Here is a 20,430-nt window from a genome sequence, read left to right on the forward strand (position 1 = left end):
GGGTTGGTCTGAGGGTGTGGGGGTGTTGTTGCTGGAGCGTTTGTCGGATGCTCGGCGTAACGGTCATCGGGTGTTGGCGGTGGTGCGTGGTTCGGCGGTGAATCAGGATGGTGCGTCGAATGGGTTGACGGCGCCGAATGGTCCGTCGCAGGAGCGGGTGATTCGGCAGGCGTTGGCGGGTGCGGGGTTGTCGGCGGCTGATGTGGATGCGGTGGAGGCGCATGGGACGGGCACGCGGCTCGGTGATCCGATCGAGGCGCAGGCGTTGCTTGCCACGTATGGGCAGGGCCGTGATCCCGACCGTCCGTTGTGGCTGGGGTCGGTGAAGTCGAACATCGGTCATACGCAGCATGCGGCGGGGATCGCTGGTGTGATCAAGATGGTGTTGGCGATGCGGCACGGAGTGCTGCCGCGGTCCCTGCACCTGGACGCCCCCACACCGCATGTGGACTGGTCGGCGGGGGCTGTCGAACTGTTGGCGGAGTCGCGGGAGTGGACGGCGAATGGTCGTCCGCGTCGGGCTGGGGTGTCTTCGTTCGGGATCAGCGGGACGAACGCGCATGTGATTGTGGAGGAGGGCGACCCGGAGCCGACGCCGGTCCTGGAGGCGGGTGGCGGGGGTCGGGTGGTTCCGTGGGTGGTGTCTGCGCGGTCGGGGGAGGCGTTGCGGGAGCAGGTGGCGCGGGTGTCTGCTCTTGCTTTGGCCGGCGACGGTGCCGGTGATGGCGGTTTGGTGGATGTGGGTTGGTCGTTGGTGTCGGGGCGTTCGGTGTTTGGGCATCGGGCGGTGTTGCTGGGTTCGGATCGGGCTGAGTTGGCTGCTGGTGTGCCGGTGGTGGGTTCGGGTTCGGCTGGTGTGGGGTTCCTGTTCGCTGGTCAGGGTGGTCAGCGGGTGGGGATGGGCCGGGAGCTGTATGAGGCGTTTCCGGTGTTTCGGGAGGCGTTCGATGAGGTGGCGGCCGGGCTGGGTCTGCCGCTAAGTGATCTGATCGCTTCCGGTGTGGGGTTGGGTCGTACGGGGGTGGCGCAGCCGGCGTTGTTTGCGGTGCAGGTGGCGTTGTTCCGGTTGTTGGAGTCGTGGGGTGTGCGGCCTGCGGTGCTGGTGGGGCATTCGGTGGGGGAGATTGCTGCTGCTCATGTGGCGGGGGTGCTGGGTCTGGCGGATGCGTGTGTGCTGGTGTCGGCGCGGGCTCGGTTGATGGATGCGTTGCCGTCGGGTGGGGTGATGGTGGCGGTGGAGGCTTCGGAGGAGGAGGTCGCGCCGTTGCTGGCGGATATCCCGGCTGTGGGGATCGGGGCGGTGAATGCGCCTGGTTCGGTGGTGGTTTCCGGTGGTGAGGTGGAGGTTGAGCGGTTGGTGGCGGCTCTGCCGGGGCGGCGGACGAAGCGGCTTGATGTGAGTCATGCGTTTCATTCGCCGTTGATGGAGCCGGTGCTTGATGAGTTTCGCCAGGTGGTGGCGGGGTTGTCTTTCGCACCGCCGCGGTTGCCGGTCGTTTCGACGGTGACTGGGCAGGTGGTGGGGGATGAGTGGGGTGATCCGGAGTACTGGGTCGGGCATGTCGTGCGTACGGTGCGTTTCGACGATGCCATGCGCATTGCGGTGCCGGAGGCCGGGGCGTGGCTGGAGCTGGGTGGTGATGCGGTGCTCTCGCCGCTGGTGGAGAACTGTGTTCCGGTGCTGCGAACCGGGCACGAGGAGGAGCGGCAGGCTCTCAACGCGCTCGCCCACGCTTTTGTGCATGGTGCGGAGGTGGACTGGGCCGGACTGTTCGCCGGTCATGAACCGCAGCGCGTGCCGCTGCCGACGTATCCCTTCCAGCGTCAGCGCTACTGGCTGGAACCGGCCGCGACCAGCGGGGCCGTCGCGTCAGCTTCCCATGACTCCTGGCTGTATCAGGTGGGTTGGAAGCAACTCGAACTGCCGCGCCGGGATGTGGTTCCGGGGACATGGCTCGTGCTTACCTCGTCGGAGCACGATCAGGACCACGTCCTGGCGGAGGCCGCTCGGCGGATCGGGGACACCGTCGAGAGCTTCGTACGTGTGGACTTCGACCCCGGCGCCGAGCTTGACGCGCAGGCCGTCGCCGACCTGGTGCGACGGGAAGCCGGCGATGCGTCGTTCGCAGGTGCGGTGTCGTTGATCGGTGCGCACGCGGGGGCCGTTGTGGCTGTCGCTCACGCGCTGGACACCGTGCCGCTGTGGTGTCTGACCCATGGTGCGGTGGCCGTTGACGCCGATGACACGGTGAATCCGGACGAGGTCGGCACATGGGCGGTCGCGCGCGTGCTGGCCTGGGAGCGGGCCGACAGCTGGGGCGGAGTTGTGGACCTGCCCGCAACGCCGGGCGAGCACGACTGGGGCCGGGTCCGCGATCTGCTGGCAGCCGGCCTCGACGGGGACGACCAGGTCGCCGTGCGAGACGGTCGGATCCTTACCCGGCGCCTCCAGTCTGTGCGGCCCGGTGGTAGCGCCATGAACCTCAGCGGAACGGTCGCGGTCGTCGGTGACCTCGGTGCCAGGGCCGGCATTCTGGCGGACTGGCTGTTCGACAGCGGAGCCGACCGGGTTGTCCTGGTGGGGGAAGTGGCTGAAGTGGGGGAAGCGGCGGAAGCGGCGGAACGCATCGAAGTCGTGGAGTGGAACAGCACCACTCGGGCGGAACTCAGTGGCAGTACCGTGTTCTTCCTTGATGAGGACCGGTCGGAAGCCGGCCCGCTGACAGCGAGCCAGTGGCAGAGCCTGGTCACGAGCCGAACGGAACAGCTCCGGGAACTGGACGAGTTGGCAGGCGACGGGATGCTGGTGATCCTCTCCTCCGCCGTCGGTGTCATCGGCGGCGCGCCGTCACCCACCACCACACAGGCCGCTGCGGACGCCCTGATCCAGCACCGTCGGTCCCTCGGACTCCCCGGTATGTCGATCGCCATCGGCCCGGACGAGGACGGGCAGGGCGCTCTCGGATTCCGCCCGGTCGACATGAGGGAAGCACTGGGACTGCTGAGCGCCGGACGCGAAAACGTCATTGTCGCCGACGTCGACTGGCAGCAGGTGATCTCGTCTCCGACTGTGGCACGCCCCCACCGCCTCATCTCGGACCTGCCCGAGGCCAGGCACCTCCTCGGTGCGGATTCCCAGGCTCTGCGCGAACGGCTCGTCGACCTGACGGACACGGACCGCCGTCAGGTCCTCATCGGGCTGGTACGGACAGAGGTCGCCGAAGTGCTCGGATACCCGGAATCCAACACGGTGGAGACCGACCGAGCCTTCACCGAATTCGGGTTGACCTCCCTGACCGCCGTCGATCTGCGTAATCGCCTGAACGCGCGGACCGGGTTGCGGCTGCCCGTTTCGCTGGTCTTCGACCGGCCCACAGTCGAGGCGGTCGTGGACCACCTGGTGTCCGAACTGCTCGGTACGGTCGACGACCGCGTGCCCGTCACCCGAGTCGCCGCCACCGACGAACCGATGGCGATCGTCGGCATGGCCTGCCGTTTCCCCGGTGGAGTCGAGTCGCCGGACGACCTGTGGCGGGTCGTCGCCGATGGAATCGACGTGATCTCCCCGTTCCCCACGGACCGTGGCTGGAACATCGAGGACTTGTACGACCCGGATGCCGCCATGCCGGGAAAGAGCTACACCAGCGAAGGCGGCTTCCTCCGAAAGGCGACGGAGTTCGATGCGGGCTTCTTCGGTATTTCGCCGCGTGAGGCGCTGGCGATGGATCCGCAGCAGCGGCTGCTCCTTGAGACCACCTGGGAGACCTTCGAAAACGCCGGCATCGACCCCAAGACGCTACGGAACAGCTCGACCGGCGTGTTCATCGGCGGCAACGGTCAGGACTACGCCACATCCATGACCCGCGTTCCGACGGGCGTGGACGGGTTTCTCATGACCGGTAACGCGGCCAGTGTCCTGGCGGGTCGTATTGCTTACTCGTTTGGTTTTACGGGTCCTGCGTTGACGGTGGATACGGCGTGTTCGTCGTCGTTGGTGGCGTTGCATGTGGCGGCGCAGGCTTTGCGGAGTGGTGAGTGTTCGTTGGGGGTGGTGGGTGGGGTGACGGTGATGTCGTCGCCTGGGACGTTTGTGGAGTTTTCGCGTCAGCGTGGGTTGGCGGTGGATGGTCGGTGCAAGTCGTTTTCGGCGTCGGCGGACGGTACGGGTTGGTCTGAGGGTGTGGGGGTGTTGTTGCTGGAGCGTTTGTCGGATGCCCGGCGCAATAACCATTCTGTGTTGGCGGTGGTGCGTGGTTCGGCGGTGAATCAGGATGGTGCGTCGAATGGTCTGACGGCGCCGAATGGTCCGTCGCAGGAGCGGGTGATTCGGCAGGCGTTGGCGAGTGCGGGGCTGTCGGCGGCCGATGTGGATGCGGTGGAGGCGCATGGGACGGGTACGCGGCTCGGTGATCCGATCGAGGCGCAGGCGCTGCTTGCCACCTATGGGCAGGACCGTGATCCGGACCGTCCGCTGTGGCTGGGCTCTGTCAAGTCGAACATCGGGCACACGCAGGCGGCCGCGGGTGTTGCTGGTGTGATCAAGATGGTGCTGGCGATGCGGCACGAAGTGCTGCCGCGGTCCCTGCACCTGGACGCCCCCACACCACATGTGGATTGGTCGGCGGGGGCTGTCGAACTGTTGGCGGAGTCGCGGGAGTGGACGGCGAATGGTCATCCGCGACGAGCAGGCTTGTCCTCATTTGGTGCGAGTGGGACGAACGCGCATGTGATTGTGGAGGAGGGTGACCCGGAGCCGACGCCGGTGCTGGAGGCGGGTGGCGGGGGTCGGGTGGTGCCGTGGGTGGTGTCTGCGCGTAGTGCGGGGGCGTTGGAGGAGCAGGTTCGGCGGCTGCGTGACATTGATGCCGCTGGTGATGTGGCGAGTGTGGGTTGGTCGTTGGTGTCGGGGCGTTCGGTGTTTGGGCATCGGGCGGTGTTGCTGGGGTCGGATCGGGCTGAGTTGGCTGCTGGTGTGCCGGTGGTGGGTTCGGGTTCGGCTGGTGTGGGGTTCCTGTTTGCTGGTCAGGGTGGTCAGCGGGTGGGGATGGGGCGGGAGTTGTATGGGGCGTTTCCGGTGTTTCGGGAGGCGTTCGATGAGGTGGCGGCGGGTCTGGATGTGCCGGTCGGGGATGTGATTGCTTCCGGTGTGGGGTTGGGTCGTACGGGGGTGGCGCAGCCGGCGTTGTTTGCGGTGCAGGTGGCGTTGTTCCGGTTGTTGGAGTCGTGGGGTGTGCGGCCGGGTGTTCTGGTGGGGCATTCGGTGGGGGAGATCGCTGCTGCTCATGTGGCGGGGGTGTTGGGTCTGGCGGATGCGTGTGTGCTGGTGTCGGCGCGGGCTCGGTTGATGGATGCGTTGCCGTCGGGTGGGGTGATGGTGGCGGTGGAGGCCTCCGAGGAGGAGGTTGCGCCGTTGCTGGCGGGCATCCCGGCTGTGGGGATTGCTGCGGTGAATGCGCCTGGTTCGGTGGTGGTTTCCGGTGGTGAGGCGGAGGTTGCGCGGTTGGTGTCGGCGTTGCCGGGGCGGCGCACGAAGCGGCTTGATGTGAGTCACGCGTTTCATTCGCCGTTGATGGAGCCGGTGCTGGAGGAGTTCCGCCAGGTGGTGGCGGGGCTGTCCTTCGCGTCACCGGAGTACCGGGTGGTGTCGACGGTGACCGGGCAGGCGGTGACGGACGAGTGGGGAGATCCGGAGTACTGGGTCGGGCACGTGGTGCGCACGGTGCGTTTCGACGACGCCATCCGCATTGCGGCGCCGGAGGCCGGGGCGTGGCTGGAGCTGGGTGGCGATGCGGTGCTCTCGCCGCTGGTGGAGAACTGTGTTCCGGTGCTGCGAACCGGGCACGAGGAGGAGCGGCAGGCTCTCAACGCGTTGGCCCACGCGTTCGTGCATGGTGCGGAGGTGGACTGGGCCGGACTGTTCACCGGTCAGGCCCCGCAGCGCGTGCCGCTGCCGACGTATCCCTTTGAGCGTCAGCGCTACTGGCTGGAGCCGGCCGCGGGTGATGTGTCCTCGGCCGGGCAGTCCGACGCCGGGCATCCCCTCCTCGCCGCGGTCGTCGAACTACCGGACGGTGGAACACTTCTGACGGGCCGGATATCCCTCGGCACCCACCCCTGGCTCGCCGGCCACGCGGTGCTGGGCTCGGTTCTGCTGCCCGGTTCGGCCTTCGTGGAACTGGTCATGGCGGCCGGGCGCCGCGTCGGGTGCCCGCGGGTCGAGGAACTGGTGCTCGTCGCGCCGCTGTTGGTGCCACGCTCGGGTGCGGTTCAGCTGCGGGTGGTGGTCGACGCGCCGGACGAGGCGGGCGGCCGGGCCGTTGCCGTGTACTCGCGGTCGGCTTCCGACGAGGCCGATCCCGAATGGACCCAGCACATGACCGGTTCGCTGGGGACCGTCGACGCCGATCCCCGGGCGGCGTTCGAGTGGCCGGCCGCCGACGCGACGGAGTGTGATCTGACCGGCCTGTACGAGGGGCTGGCCGATCGGGGCTACGACTATGGCCCGGTTTTTCAGGGGCTGCGACGGCTGTGGAAACGTGATGACGAGGTCTTCGCGGAGCTTGAGCTGCCCACGAAGCAGCCCGGTGGAACCGGTGACTTCGTATTGCATCCGGCGCTGTTGGACGCGGCCGTGCACCCTCTGCTGCCCGGTGTCGTGGACGACGAACGCGCTGCCGGGCTGCCGTTCGCCTGGAGCGGGGTGAGCGTGTTCGCTTCGGGTACGGCGCGGGTTCGGGTGCGCATCGCGCCGGTCGGCCCGGACACGGTCTCGTTGCACATGGCCGACGACGCGGGCAGGGCGGTCGCCACGATCGACTCCCTGGCGTGGCGCGCGGTGAGCGCCGCCGACGTACGGACCGGGCACCACGAGTCGTTGTTCGAAGTGGTGTGGAATCCGGCCGAGTCGCGGGAGGGGGACGCCCGGTCGTGGGTTGTGCTCGGCGCGAGCCGCGCCGAGTGGCCTGCCCTGTTGTCCGCCTCCTACCCCGATGTGAGCGCACTGCGCGCCGCACTCGACAGCGGGGATGCCGTGCCGTCCGTGGTTCTCGCGCCGCTGGCCGCGGGCGACCCGGGGGAAGCGTCCGCCACGGTCGGCGACGCGCTGGAGCTGGTGCGGGAGTGGCTGGCGGACGAGCGGCTGACGCAAGCCCGGCTGGTGGTCGTGACCACCGGAGCGGCCGGGCCGGACGTGGCCGATCTCGCCGGTGCCGCCGCCTGGGGCCTGCTGAGGTCCGCGCAGACCGAGCACCCGGACCGGCTGGTGCTGGTCGACATCGACGACCTGGACGCCGCCTGGCCGCTGCTGCCCGGTGCTCTGGCGTCGGGAGAGCCGCAGCTCGCCCTGCGCGGAGGTGTCGCGCTGGTGCCCAGGGTCGTCCGGCTGCCGGTCGAGGTCGGTGATCCGGTTCTGTTCCCCGTTGCGGGAACGACGCTGATCACCGGCGGTACGGGTGTGCTGGGCGGGATGTTCGCCCGGCACCTGGTACAGGCCCACGGGGTGCGTCGGCTCCTGCTGGCCGGTCGACGGGGCCCGGACGCACCTGGCGTCACAGAACTAGTCCTAAACATGCGGGAGTTGGGCGCCGAAGTAGAGGTGGTCGCCTGTGACGTGGCGGACCGGGCGGAGTTGGCGGCTCTGCTGGACGGGATCTCTGCCGAGCATCCGCTGACCGCCGTCCTGCACCTGGCCGGGGTGTCCGACGACGGTGTCGTCGATGCCCTGAACCGGCAGCGGGTCGACGACGTGCTCGCACCCAAGTCGGACACGGCCTGGCACCTTCATGAGCTGACCCGGGACCTGGACCTGTCCGCGTTCGTGATGTTCTCCTCGGTCGCGGCGACCTTCGGTGCGGCGGGGCAGGGCAACTACGCCGCCGCGAACGGCTATCTCGACGCGCTCGCCCTGCACCGGCGCGCACAGGGCCTGCCGGCGCTGGCCCTCTCGTGGGGGCTGTGGGCGCGGGAGAGCGGCATCACCGGCCGCCTCGGCGAGGGCGACCTCCGGCGGCTCGCGCGGGCCGGGATCGTCGCGCTGGACGATGCCACCGGCTTCGACCTGTTCGACGTAGCCCTGGCGACGGGGCGGCCATGGGTGCTGCCGATGCGGCTGGACACCAAGGCGCTGCGAGCCCAGGGCGGGGCGCTGCCCCCCGTACTCCGGGGCCTGGTCCATACCCCCCGACGGCCCGGAGCGGCGGCCGGGGCGGTCGGCGAGACCCTTGTGGACCGGCTGGTGCGAACCGCGCCGGAGGACCGGGACCGGCTGATCGAGGACGCGGTGTGCCACGAGATCGCCGTCGTCCTCGGGCACGTGGGATCCGAAAGCCTCGACAAGGAGCGGACGTTCGCGGAACTGGGCTTCGACTCCCTCACCGCGGTGGACCTGCGCAACCGGCTCACCGGCATGGCCGGGCGGCGGCTGTCGGCCACGGTGGTGTTCGACTACCCGACACCGACCGCGCTGGTCGGCCACCTCCGCGCCGAACTGCGGGCGGATGCCCTGGACGGGCACCCGGTGCTGGACCGTCTGGGCGAGTTGGAGGCCGCCATGGCCACAGCCGCTCCCGACCCGGCCACCCGGACCCGGGCGGCGGAACGGCTGCGCGCACTGCTGTCCCAGTGGACGGCCGACACCGAGGCGGGCCAGGTGACGGAAAAGCTGGCCGACGCCTCCGCGGACGAGGTCTACGACTTCGTGACCAAAGAACTCGGGATCTCCCTCAACTGAGCCCATCCGTACGCGAGACCGATCGGGGCGGAAGACAATGGCGAACGACGAGAAGTTGCTGGACTACCTCAAGCAGGTTTCGGCGGATCTGTACCAGGCTCAGCACCGCATCCGCGAGTTCGAGGAGCGGGACGATGAGCCGATCGCGATCGTCGGAATGGGGTGCCGTTTCCCTGGCGGAGTGACGTCGCCGGAGGACCTGTGGCAGCTGGTGTCCGACGGCGGTGACGCGATCACCCCGTTCCCCACCAACCGGGGGTGGCCACAGGACCTGCTCGACCCCGACCCCGACCGCAAGGGCAAGACGTACAGCACCGACGGCGGATTTCTGCACGGCGCCGGGGAGTTCGACGCGGAGTTCTTCGGCATGAGCCCGCGCGAGGCCATGGGCGTCGATGCCCAGCAGCGGCTGCTGCTGGAGACCGCCTGGGAGACGCTCGAACACGCCGGGATCAGTCCGCGGTCCGTGCGGGAGACACCCCTCGGTGTGTTCACCGGTGTGATGTACGCCGACTACGGGGCAAGGTTCCTCACCGCGCCGGACGGCTTCGAGGGGTACCTCGGTCACGGCAGTGCCGCGAGCATCGCCTCCGGACGGATCGCCTACAACCTCGGCACGGTCGGCCCCGCGATCACCATAGACACGGCCTGCTCCTCGTCCCTGGTCGCGCTCCACCTGGCGATCCGGGCGCTGCGGGCGGGGGAGTGCTCCATGGCACTGGCCGGCGGGGTCACCGTCATGGCCTCGCCCGCGGTCTTCGTGGAGTTCTCCCGGCAGCGCGGCCTGTCCTCCGACGGCCGGTGCAAGTCGTTCTCGGCCTCCGCGGACGGCGTCGGCTGGTCCGAGGGCGTCGGCATGGTGCTGGTCGAGCGTCTGTCGGACGCCCGGCGCAACGGTCATCGGGTGTTGGCGGTGGTGCGTGGTTCGGCGGTGAACCAGGATGGTGCGTCAAATGGTCTGACGGCACCGAACGGTCCGTCGCAGCAGCGGGTGATCCGGCAGGCGCTGGCGAACGCGGGACTGTCGACGGCCGATGTGGATGTGGTCGAGGCGCATGGGACGGGTACGCGGCTCGGTGATCCGATCGAGGCGGAGGCGCTGCTCGCCACGTACGGACAGGGGCGTGAGCCGGACCGGCCGTTGTGGCTGGGGTCGGTGAAGTCGAACATCGGGCACACCCAGGCCGCCGCGGGCGTCGCCGGAATCATCAAGATGGTGATGGCGCTGCGGCGGGGCGTGCTGCCACGGACGCTGCACGTGGACACGCCCTCGTCGCACATCGACTGGGAAGCCGGCGCGGTCCGGCTGCTCGACCGGGAGCGGGAGTGGGCGCCGGGCGACCGGCCACGGCGCGCGGCCGTGTCGTCGTTCGGCATCAGCGGCACCAACGCGCACGTGGTGGTGGAGGAAGCGCCCGCGCCCGAACCGGCCGACGTGCTCGAACCCGCCGACGTACCCGGCCGGACGCCGCCGGCCGTGGTGCCCTGGATCCTCTCCGGCCGCAGCGCCACCGCACTGCGTGAGCAGGCGGCCCGGCTGGCCGACTGGCCCGCCCAGGACCTCACGGACGTGGCGTGGTCGCTGCTGTCCACGCGTGCCGAGTTCGAGCACCGGGCGGTCGTGGTGGGCACGGACCACGCGGAACTGGTCGCTGGACTGGCCGCCGTGGCCGAGGAGTCCGCCAAGACGACCGTCGGCGCGGCGTCCGCGCCCGGGGGCACCGTGTTCGTGTTCCCGGGACAGGGATCGCAGTGGATCGGCATGGCAACCGAACTGCTCGCCACCTCCCCGGCGTTCGCCGATGCCATGGCCGAGTGCGACCAGGTGCTCGGCGAGCTGACCGGCTGGTCCTTGCTCGATCTGCTGGCCGAGGCCGACGGCGCGCCGTCCCTGGAGCGGGTCGATGTGGTGCAGCCCGCCCTCTTCGCGGTCATGGTGTCGCTGGCCGCCGCGTGGCGGGCGATCGGTGTGTCACCGGCCGCCGTGATCGGGCACTCACAGGGTGAGATAGCGGCTGCCTGCGTCGCCGGAGCGCTGTCGCTGCCGGACGCGGCACGCGTGGTGGTACTGCGCAGCCGTGCTCTCACCGAACTGGCCGGGCAGGGCGGCATGATCTCGGTGCCGCTGCCCCTCGCCGAGGTCGAGGAACGGCTCGCCCGGTTTGGCGACGCGCTGTCCTTGGCCGCCGTCAACGGGCCGCGTGCCGTGGTCGTCTCCGGCACCGACAGCGCGCTCGACGACCTTCTCGGCGAGCTGACCGCCGAGGACGTGCGGGCACGCCGGATACCCGTGGACTACGCGTCGCACTCCGCGCGCGTCGAGGTGATTCACGACCGGCTGCTGGCCGAACTCGATGGCATCGCCCCGAGGCCCGCCGACACGCCGCTGTGGTCGACCGTCACCGGCGACTGGCTGGACACGGCCCGCATGGATGCCGAGTACTGGTACGAGAACCTGCGCCGAACGGTGCGCTTCGCCGAGGGCACCGCCGCCCTGCTGGGCTCGGGACACGGCGCCTTCGTGGAAGTCAGCCCGCACCCGGTGCTGACCATGGGCATCGCGGAGACGGCCGAGGCGCACGGCGCCGAGCACGCCGTCGTCGTCGGATCGCTGCGGCGCAACCGCGGCGGCCTGCACCAACTGCTGACCAACGCGGGCGAGCTGTACGTACGCGGCGTGCCGATCGACTGGACCGCACTCCTCGACGGCCCGCGCCAACCGGTCGAGCTGCCCACCTATGCCTTCCAGCACGCCGACTACTGGCTGCGGTCCGACGGGACGGTGGGCGACGTCACCGCCGCCGGACTCGCCCTCGCGGGCCACCCGCTGCTGGGCGCGTCGGTGGAGCTGGCCGGCGGAGGCGTCGTACTGACCGGCCGTCTGTCGCTCGCCGGCCATCCCTGGCTCGCCGACCACGCCGTACTGGACACCGTGCTCCTGCCGGGCACCGGGCTGGTGGAACTGATCATCACAGCCGGTGACCGGGTGGGCTGCGGCCACATCGAGGACCTCACCCTGACCGCCCCGCTGCTGCTGCCGGCCCAGCGCGCCGTACAGATACAGGTCGTGGTCGGCCCGGCCGACGAGACCGGACTGCGGGAGGCATCCGTGCACTCGCGGCCCGAGGCGGCCGACGGGCTGGAGCCCGAGTGGACCCGTCACGCCACCGGCGCGGTCCGTTCCGGCGGCACCGAGCCCTCCCCCCTGGAGGAGTGGCCGCCGGCCCGCGCCACCGAAGTGGACCTGGACGGCGTCTACGACCGTCTGGCCGAGCTCGGGCACGGCTACGGGGCACAGTTCCAGGGGCTGCGCAGGGTGTGGCAGCGCGGCGGGGAACTCTTCGCCGAGGTCGCCCTCACCGAGGAACAGACCGCGGACGCCGGGCGGTTCGTTCTGCACCCCGCACTGTTCGACGCGGCCCTGCACCCGCTGCTGCGCGGTGTCGTCGACGACGGCCGGCACGGCGGGCTGCCGTTCGCATGGAGCGGCGTGGAGGTGTACGCCTCCGGTGCCACCAGGCTCAGGGTCCGCCTCACCCCGACTGGACCCGATTCCGTCGCCCTGGTGCTCGCCGACGCCGACGGCGCACCCGTCGCCACCGTACGCACGTTGACCTGGCGCGAGGTCAGCCCCGAGGCGTTGCGCGGCGCGAACCGCGACCACGACAACCTCTTCCGGATCGACTGGCGCGAAGCCCCCTCCACACAACCGGGGCCGGCGGAACCCGTTCTGCTCGCCGCCGACAGCCTGGCGACGGCCTTCCCCGCCAGCACCACCCACCCGGACCTGGAGTCCCTGCGGCAGGCGCTGGACGACGGCGCACCCGTGCCCGACCTCGTGCTCACGAGCCTCCCCCAGAGCAACGGGGATCCCCTCACCGACACCCACACCGCAGTGAACCGGACCGCCGCGCTGCTCACCGCCTGGCTCCTCGACGAGCGGCTGGCCGACACCCAGCTCGCCATCGTCACCAGCGGCGCCGTCCACGGCACCGACCTGGCCGCCGCGAGCACGTGGGGCGTCGTACGGGCCGCGGGCACCGAACACCCCGACCGTTTCCGGCTCATCGACACCGCCACCGACGGCATCGACGGAGTGCCGGCCGCGCTGACCGTCGACGAACCCGAGGTCCTTGTGCGGGGCGGAAACGTCCTGGTGCCCCGGCTGGCCCGCACGGCCGGTGCGGTCACCGGCCCCAGCCCGTTCGACCCGGACGGAACGGTACTCGTCACCGGCGCCACCGGCGCGCTCGGCACCCGGCTCGCCCGTCATCTGGTCCAGGAGCACGGCGTACGACACCTCCTGCTGGTCAGCAGGTCCGGCCCGGCCGCACCGGGCGCCGAGGCGCTCCGCGCCGAGCTGGCCGGGCTCGGCGCCGAGGCCACGCTCGCGGCCTGTGACGTCGGCGACCGGGCCGCGCTCGGCGCGCTGCTGGACGCGATCCCCGCCGACCGGCCGCTGCGCGCGGTCGTGCACACCGCCGGTGTTCTCGACGACGGACTGGTCACCGCGCTCACTCCGGACCGATTCGCCGCCGTACTGCGCCCGAAAGCCGACGCGGCCTGGCACCTGCATGACCTCACCAAGGATCTCGACCTCACCGCGTTCGTCCTCTACTCCTCGGCCGCCGCCACGTTCGGCGGAGCGGGCCAGGCGAACTACGCGGCGGCCAACGCCTTCCTGGACGCCCTCGCCCACCACCGCACCCGGCTCGGCCTGCCGGTGACGACCCTGGCCTGGGGACTGTGGGCATCCGGCGGAGCCATGACGGAGGAACTCACCGACACCGACCGCGACCGTATAGCTCGGGCGGGTATGCGTCCGCTCACCGATGCGGACGGTCTCGCCCTGTTGGACACCGCCCTGCGGGAGGGCCACTCCTGGACCCTGCCGACCCGGCTCGACCTCCCCGCCCTGCGCGGGCTCGGTGCCGGTCTGCCCTTCCTGCTGCGCGGCCTGGTGCGACCGATCGCGCACCGCGGTACGGCCGGAACAGGGGAGAGCGCCTCCTCACTGGCCCGCAGGCTTGCCGAGCTGTCTCCCGCGGACCGCTCCCGCGCCCTGGTCGACCTGGTCCGCTCCCAGGTCGCGGACGTGCTCGGGCACCACGACGCATCGGCCATCGAACACGAGAGGCCGTTCACGGAACTCGGCTTCGACTCACTGACCGCGGTCGAACTGCGCAACCGGCTGGGGAGGGCGACCGGACTGCGGCCGTCCGCCACTCTCGTCTTCGACTACCCGAGTGTGGCCGCGCTCGCCTCCCACCTCGACACCGAACTCGGCGGAGCGAAAGCCCCGTTGGCCCCCGCGCTGCCGGTCAGGGCCGACCTCGACGACGACCCCATCGTCATCGTCGGCATGGCCTGCCGGTACCCGGGCGGGGTTGCCTCGCCGGACGACCTGTGGCAGCTCGTCACCGATGGCGTCGACGCCATCAAGCCCTTCCCGAGCGACCGGGGTTGGAACACCGCCGACCTGTACGACGCGGACCCCGACGCGCCCGGCAAGACGTACACGGTCGAAGGCGGCTTCCTCGACGGGGTGGACCGTTTCGACGCGGACTTCTTCGGGATCTCGCCGCGCGAGGCACTCAGCATGGACCCCCAGCAGCGGCTGCTGCTCGAAACGACCTGGGAGACCTTCGAACACGCCGGCATCGACCCGCAGACCCTGCGTGGCAGCCAGACCGGTGTGTTCGCCGGCATCAGCGGCCAGGACCACGGCGGCATCCTCGCCAAGGTCCCCGAATTCGAGGGCTACCTACTGACCGGCAGCGCGGGCAGCATCGCCTCGGGTCGCATCGCCTACAACTTCGGTTTTACGGGTCCGACATTGACGGTGGACACGGCGTGTTCGTCGTCGCTGGTGGCCATGCACCTGGCCGCCCAGGCCCTGCGCAACGGCGAGTGCTCGCTGGCGTTGGCGAGCGGCGTGATCGTCATGTCCACCCCGACCCTGTTCGTGGAGTTCTCGCGGCAGCGGGTGGGGGCGGTGGATGGTCGGTGCAAGTCGTTTTCGGCGTCGGCTGATGGGGCGGGTTGGTCTGAGGGTGTGGGGGTGTTGTTGCTGGAGCGTTTGTCGGATGCCCGGCGCAATAACCATTCTGTGTTGGCGGTGGTGCGTGGTTCGGCGGTGAATCAGGATGGTGCGTCGAATGGGTTGACGGCGCCGAATGGTCCGTCGCAGGAGCGGGTGATTCGGCAGGCGTTGGCGAGTGCGGGGTTGTCGGCGGCTGATGTGGATGCGGTGGAGGCGCATGGGACGGGGACGCGGCTCGGTGACCCGATCGAGGCGCAGGCGCTGCTTGCCACCTATGGGCAGGGCCGTGATCCGGAGCGTCCGTTGTGGCTGGGGTCGGTGAAGTCGAACATCGGTCATACGCAGCATGCGGCGGGGATCGCTGGTGTGATCAAGATGGTGTTGGCGATGCGGCACGGAGTGCTGCCGCGGTCGTTGCATCTGGATGCGCCGACGTCTCATGTCGACTGGTCGGCGGGGGCTGTTGAGTTGTTGGCGGAGTCGCGGGAGTGGTCTGCGAATGGTCGTCCGCGTCGGGCTGGGGTGTCTTCGTTCGGGATCAGTGGGACGAACGCGCATGTGATCGTGGAGGAGGGTGACCCGGAGCCGACGCCGGTCCCGGAGGCGGGTGGCGGGGGTCGGATGGTGCCGTGGGTGGTATCTGCACGTAGTGCGGGGGCGTTGGAGGAGCAGGTACGGCGGCTGCGTGACTTCGATGCCGCTGGTGATGTGGCGAGTGTGGGTTGGTCGTTGGTGTCGGGGCGTTCGGTGTTTGGGCATCGGGCGGTGTTGTTGGGGTCGGATCGGGCTGAGCTGGCTGCTGGTGTGCCGGTGGTGGGTTCGGGTTCGGCTGGTGGTGTGGGGTTCCTGTTTGCTGGTCAGGGTGGTCAGCGGGTGGGGATGGGCCGGGAGTTGTATGGGGCGTTTCCGGTGTTCCGGGAGGCGTTCGATGAGGTGGCGGCCGGGCTGGGTCTGCCGCTAAGTGATCTGATCGCTTCCGGTGTGGGGTTGGGTCGTACGGGGGTGGCGCAGCCGGCGTTGTTTGCGGTGCAGGTGGCGTTGTTCCGGTTGTTGGAGTCGTGGGGTGTGCGGCCTGCGGTGCTGGTGGGGCATTCGGTGGGGGAGATTGCTGCTGCTCATGTGGCGGGGGTGCTGGGTCTGGCGGATGCGTGTGTGCTGGTGTCGGCGCGGGCTCGGTTGATGGATGCGTTGCCGTCGGGTGGGGTGATGGTGGCGGTGGAGGCTTCGGAGGAGGAGGTCGCGCCGTTGCTGGCGGATATCCCGGCTGTGGGGATTGCTGCGGTGAATGCGCCTGGTTCGGTGGTGGTTTCCGGTGGTGAGGCGGAGGTTGCGCGGTTGGTGTCGGCGTTGCCGGGGCGGCGCACGAAGCGGCTTGATGTGAGTCACGCGTTTCATTCGCCGTTGATGGAGCCGGTGCTGGAGGAGTTCCGCCAGGTGGTCGCTGGGCTGTCCTTCGCGACACCGGAGTACCGGGTGGTGTCGACGGTGACCGGGCAGGCGGTGGTGGACGAGTGGGGTGATCCGGAGTACTGGGTCGGGCATGTGGTGCGCACGGTGCGTTTCGGCGATGCCATGCGTATTGCGGTGCCGGAGGCCGGGGCGTGGCTGGAGCTGGGTGGTGATGCGGTGCTCTCGCCGCTGGTGGAGAACTGTGTTCCGGTGCTGCGAACCGGGCACGAGGAGGAGCGGCAGGTCCTCAACGCGCTGGCCCACGCTTTTGTGCATGGTGCGGAGGTGGACTGGGCCGGACTGTTCGCCGATCAGGCCCCGCAGCGCGTGCCGTTGCCGACGTATCCCTTCGAGCGTCAGCGCTACTGGCTGGAGCCCACCGTCCGCGACAGCGCCGTCGCGGTGGGCCTGCGGGACGCGGGCCATCCGCTGCTGGGCGCGGTCATCACGCTGCCCGACAGCGATGGTCTGCTTCTCACCGGCCATCTGTCCCTGGCCACCAGCCCCTGGCTCGCCGACCACGCCATCGACGGCACCGCCCTGTTCCCCGGCACAGGATTCGTCGAACTCGCCACCCACGCCGGTGACCTCGCCGGATGTGGCGGTATCAACGAGCTGACCCTCGAACTGCCGCTCGTTCTCCCGGCCAAGGGCGGGGTCGACATCCAGTTGGCCCTCACCGGACCGGACGCGGACGGCACACGCGGCTTCACCTTGTACGCGCTGCCCGGCGACGCCGCCCCCGACACGCCGTGGACCCGGCACGCCACCGGCTCCCTCACCGCCGCATCGGTCCCACCGCGCGACGAGGGCCTCACTCTGTGGCCGCCGCAGGACGCCGAACCTGTCGACGTGTCCGACCTGTACGGTCGGCTCACCGCGGGGGGTATCCAGTACGGCCCGGTGTTCCAGGGGGTACGGGCTGCCTGGCGGCGCGGTGACGAGGTCTTCGCCGAGGTGCGGCTGCCCGAGGACAGCCACCAGGAGGCGGGCCGCTACACCCTGCACCCCGCGCTGCTGGACGCCGCCCTGCACGCCCTGGCCCTCGCCCCGGTGGTGCCGGGCGCGGGCGAGGGCAGGATGCCCGGACTGCCCTTCACCTGGAGCGGTGTGTCCGTGTACGCGGCCGCCGTGACCGTGCTGCGTGTCCGGCTCGCCCCGGACGGCACGGGCGGGGTACGGATCGCGGTGGCCGACCCCACGGGCGAGCCGGTCGCGACCGTGGACTCCCTGGTGCTGCGAGCGCCGGCGACGGAACTGCTCGGCGCCGAGCGAGGCGCCGTCCATGACGCGCTGTTCCGTGTCGACTGGGCCGAGACGCCGCTCACGGACCCCGCGCCCGCGCCCGGCGGCACCTGGGTGCTGCTCGGCGCCGACATCCTCGGCCTGGCGGACGCGGGGGTCCCGCTGACCGCGTACGAGGGGCTCGACGCCCTGCGGGACGCGGTCGGCTCCGGTGCCGGGGTGCCCGACGTGGTGCTGCTTCCGTTGACGGCCGGGCCCGACGCGGGCCTCGGCGCCGATGCCGACGCGGATGTCCCGGCGGCGGTGCGGGAGATCACCTGCCGGGTGCTGGAGCTGCTGCGGACCTGGCTCGCCGACGAGCGGTTCGCGGAATGCCGGCTGGTCGTCGTCACGCGCGGCGCGGTCGCGGTGCGCGACGGAGAGGAGGTGCCCGACCATGTCCTCGCCCCGGTGTGGGGCCTGGTGCGCTCCGCGCAGTCCGAGAACCCGGGCCGTATCCTGCTGGTCGACACCGACGAGTCCTCCGTGCCCGTCCTTCCCGCCGCGGTGGCGGGCGAAGAACCGCAGCTGGCGCTGCGCGCCGGCACGGCCAGGGCGTTCCGGCTCGGCCGGACCACCGCCGGTTCCGCGCTCACCGTACCGACCGGGGCCGCCCCCTGGCGGCTGGAGAGTGCGGTCGAGGGCACGATCGACACGCTCGCCCTGATCGAGCGGCCCGAGCTGGCCACCCGGGAACTCGAACCGCACGAGGTCCGCATCGCCGTGCGGGCGGCCGGCCTCAACTTCCGGGACGCGCTCATCGCCCTGGGCATGTACCCGGGCAGTGGTGCGATGGTGGGCAGCGAGGGCTCGGGTGTGATCCTTGAGACGGGCTCGGCGGTGACCGGCATCGAGCCGGGCGACAAGGTGATGGGCATCTTTCCCGCCGCCATCGGCACGGTCGCGGTGTCGGACTTCCGCACGGTGGCCCGTATACCGCGAGGCTGGTCGTTCGCCCAGGCCGCGACGGTGCCCACGGTCTTCCTGACCGCGTACTACGGTCTGGTCGACCTGGCCGGTCTGCGCCACGGTGAGAAAGTGCTGGTCCACGCCGCCGCCGGCGGTGTGGGCATGGCGGCCACCCAGATCGCCCGCCACCTCGGCGCCGAGGTGTACGGGACGGCGAGCACCGGCAAATGGCGGACGCTGCGCGGACTCGGCTTCGACCAGGCCCACCTGGCCTCCTCGCGCGACACCGGCTACGAGGCCGCCTTCACCACCGCCACCGGCGACCAGGGTGTGGACGTCGTCCTGAACTCCCTCGCGGGAGAGTTCGTCGACGCCTCCCTGCGGCTGCTGCCGCGCGGTGGCCGGTTCATCGAAATGGGCAAGACCGACGTACGCGAAGCCGCCCGTGTGGCCGAGACGCACGAGGGCGTCGCCTACCAGGCGTTCGACCTGATGGAGGCCGGTCCTGAACGCATCCGTGAGATGTTGCGGGAGTTGCTGGCCCTGTTCGAGCGCGGTGTGCTGACGCCGTTGCCGCTGCGGGCCTGGGACGTGCGGCACGCCAAGGACGCGTTCCGCTACCTGAGCCAGGCCCGGCACATCGGCAAGACCGTGCTGACCGTGCCGCGCCGACTCGACCCGGAGGGCACCGCTCTGGTCACGGGCGGCACCGGGACCCTGGGCGGTCTGGCGGCCCGCCACCTGGTGGCCGAACACGGAATACGGCACCTGCTGTTGACCAGCCGCCGAGGGCCGGAGGCCGCCGGGGCGCAGGAGCTGGTGGCCGAGCTGGCCGCACTGGGTGCCGAGGCCACCGTCCTGGCCTGCGACGCCGCCGACCGGGAGGCGCTCGCCAAGGCGCTGGCCGGGATTCCCGCCGAACATCCGCTGACCGCGGTCGTGCACACCGCGGGCGTACTGGACGACAGCCTGATCACGTCGATGAGCGCGCAACAGGCGGCGAAGGTACTGCGGCCCAAGGTGGACGCGGCCTGGCACCTACACGAACTGACGCGCGAGTCGGACCTGTCGGCGTTCGTGCTGTACTCCTCGGCCAGCGGCCTGTTGGGCGGAGTCGGGCAGGCCAACTACGCGGCGGCCAACGCCTTCCTCGATGCCTTCGCCGCACGGCGGGCCGCCGAGGGGCTGCCCGCGACCTCCCTGGCGTGGGGCCTGTGGGCGGACGCCAGCGCCATGACGGAACACCTCGCGGAAGTCGACCGCAGGCGCCTCGCCCGTGGCGGATTCCTGCCGCTCACCGCCCAGGACGGCATGGCGCTGTTCGACCTCGCGCTCGACGCGGGCCGGCCGGTGCTCGCACCGGTCCGCTGGGATCTGGGCGCGCTGCGTTCCCAGGGCCCGGCACTGCCCGCGATGCTGCGCGAACTGGTCCGTTCGACGGTCGGCCGACGCCAGGCCGCGCGGGTCCGGACGGAGTCCCTGGCCGACCGGCTCGCCGCCGTGGAGGAGACGGAGCGCGAACGGCTGCTGCTCGACGTGGTACGAGAGGCCGTCGCCACGGTCCTCGGCCACAGCGGACCCCAGAGCGTCCAGCCGCAACGCCCTCTGTCCGAGCTGGGTCTCGACTCGCTCGCCGCTGTCGAACTGCGCAACAAGCTCGACCTGTCGACCGGACTGCGGCTGCCCGCGGGCCTGGTCTTCGACTACCCGACGGCGGAGGCGATCGCGGGACACCTCACGGAACGGCTCGAACTGCCGGACCGCGCCGTGCCACCGGCCGGGAACGTCCTCGCCGAGCTCGACCGGCTGGAGCGGGCCCTGGCCGTCGCCTCGGCCGACGACCTGGACCCCCGGACCGTGGCGGCCAGGCTGGAAGCGCTGCTCGTCCGCTGGCGGGACACCACAGCGGCCCCGGACGAACTGACGGACGTGGAGCGGATCGCGAACGTCTCGGTCGATGAGCTGTTCAGCATCATCGACGAGGAACTCGACAGCCAGTGACCGACCGGAACGCGCT

Annotated in this window: 2 protein-coding genes; both read left to right on the plus strand. The window is 70.6% G+C overall.

Annotation, left to right across the window (positions count from 1 at the left end; translation table 11 throughout):
• Positions 1–22: 22 nt before the first annotated feature.
• Positions 23–8,728, plus strand: coding sequence for an acyltransferase domain-containing protein (locus ACWGDX_RS12790; RefSeq protein WP_453624939.1), 8,706 nt, complete (start codon positions 23–25; stop codon positions 8,726–8,728).
• Between the two features lie 37 nt (positions 8,729–8,765).
• Positions 8,766–20,414: an SDR family NAD(P)-dependent oxidoreductase gene (locus ACWGDX_RS12795; protein ID WP_453624920.1), complete on the plus strand. Its 11,649-nt coding sequence runs from the start codon at positions 8,766–8,768 to the stop codon at positions 20,412–20,414.
• The last annotated feature ends 16 nt before the right edge of the window (positions 20,415–20,430 follow it).

The organism is Streptomyces sp. NPDC055025, assembly GCF_053608565.1.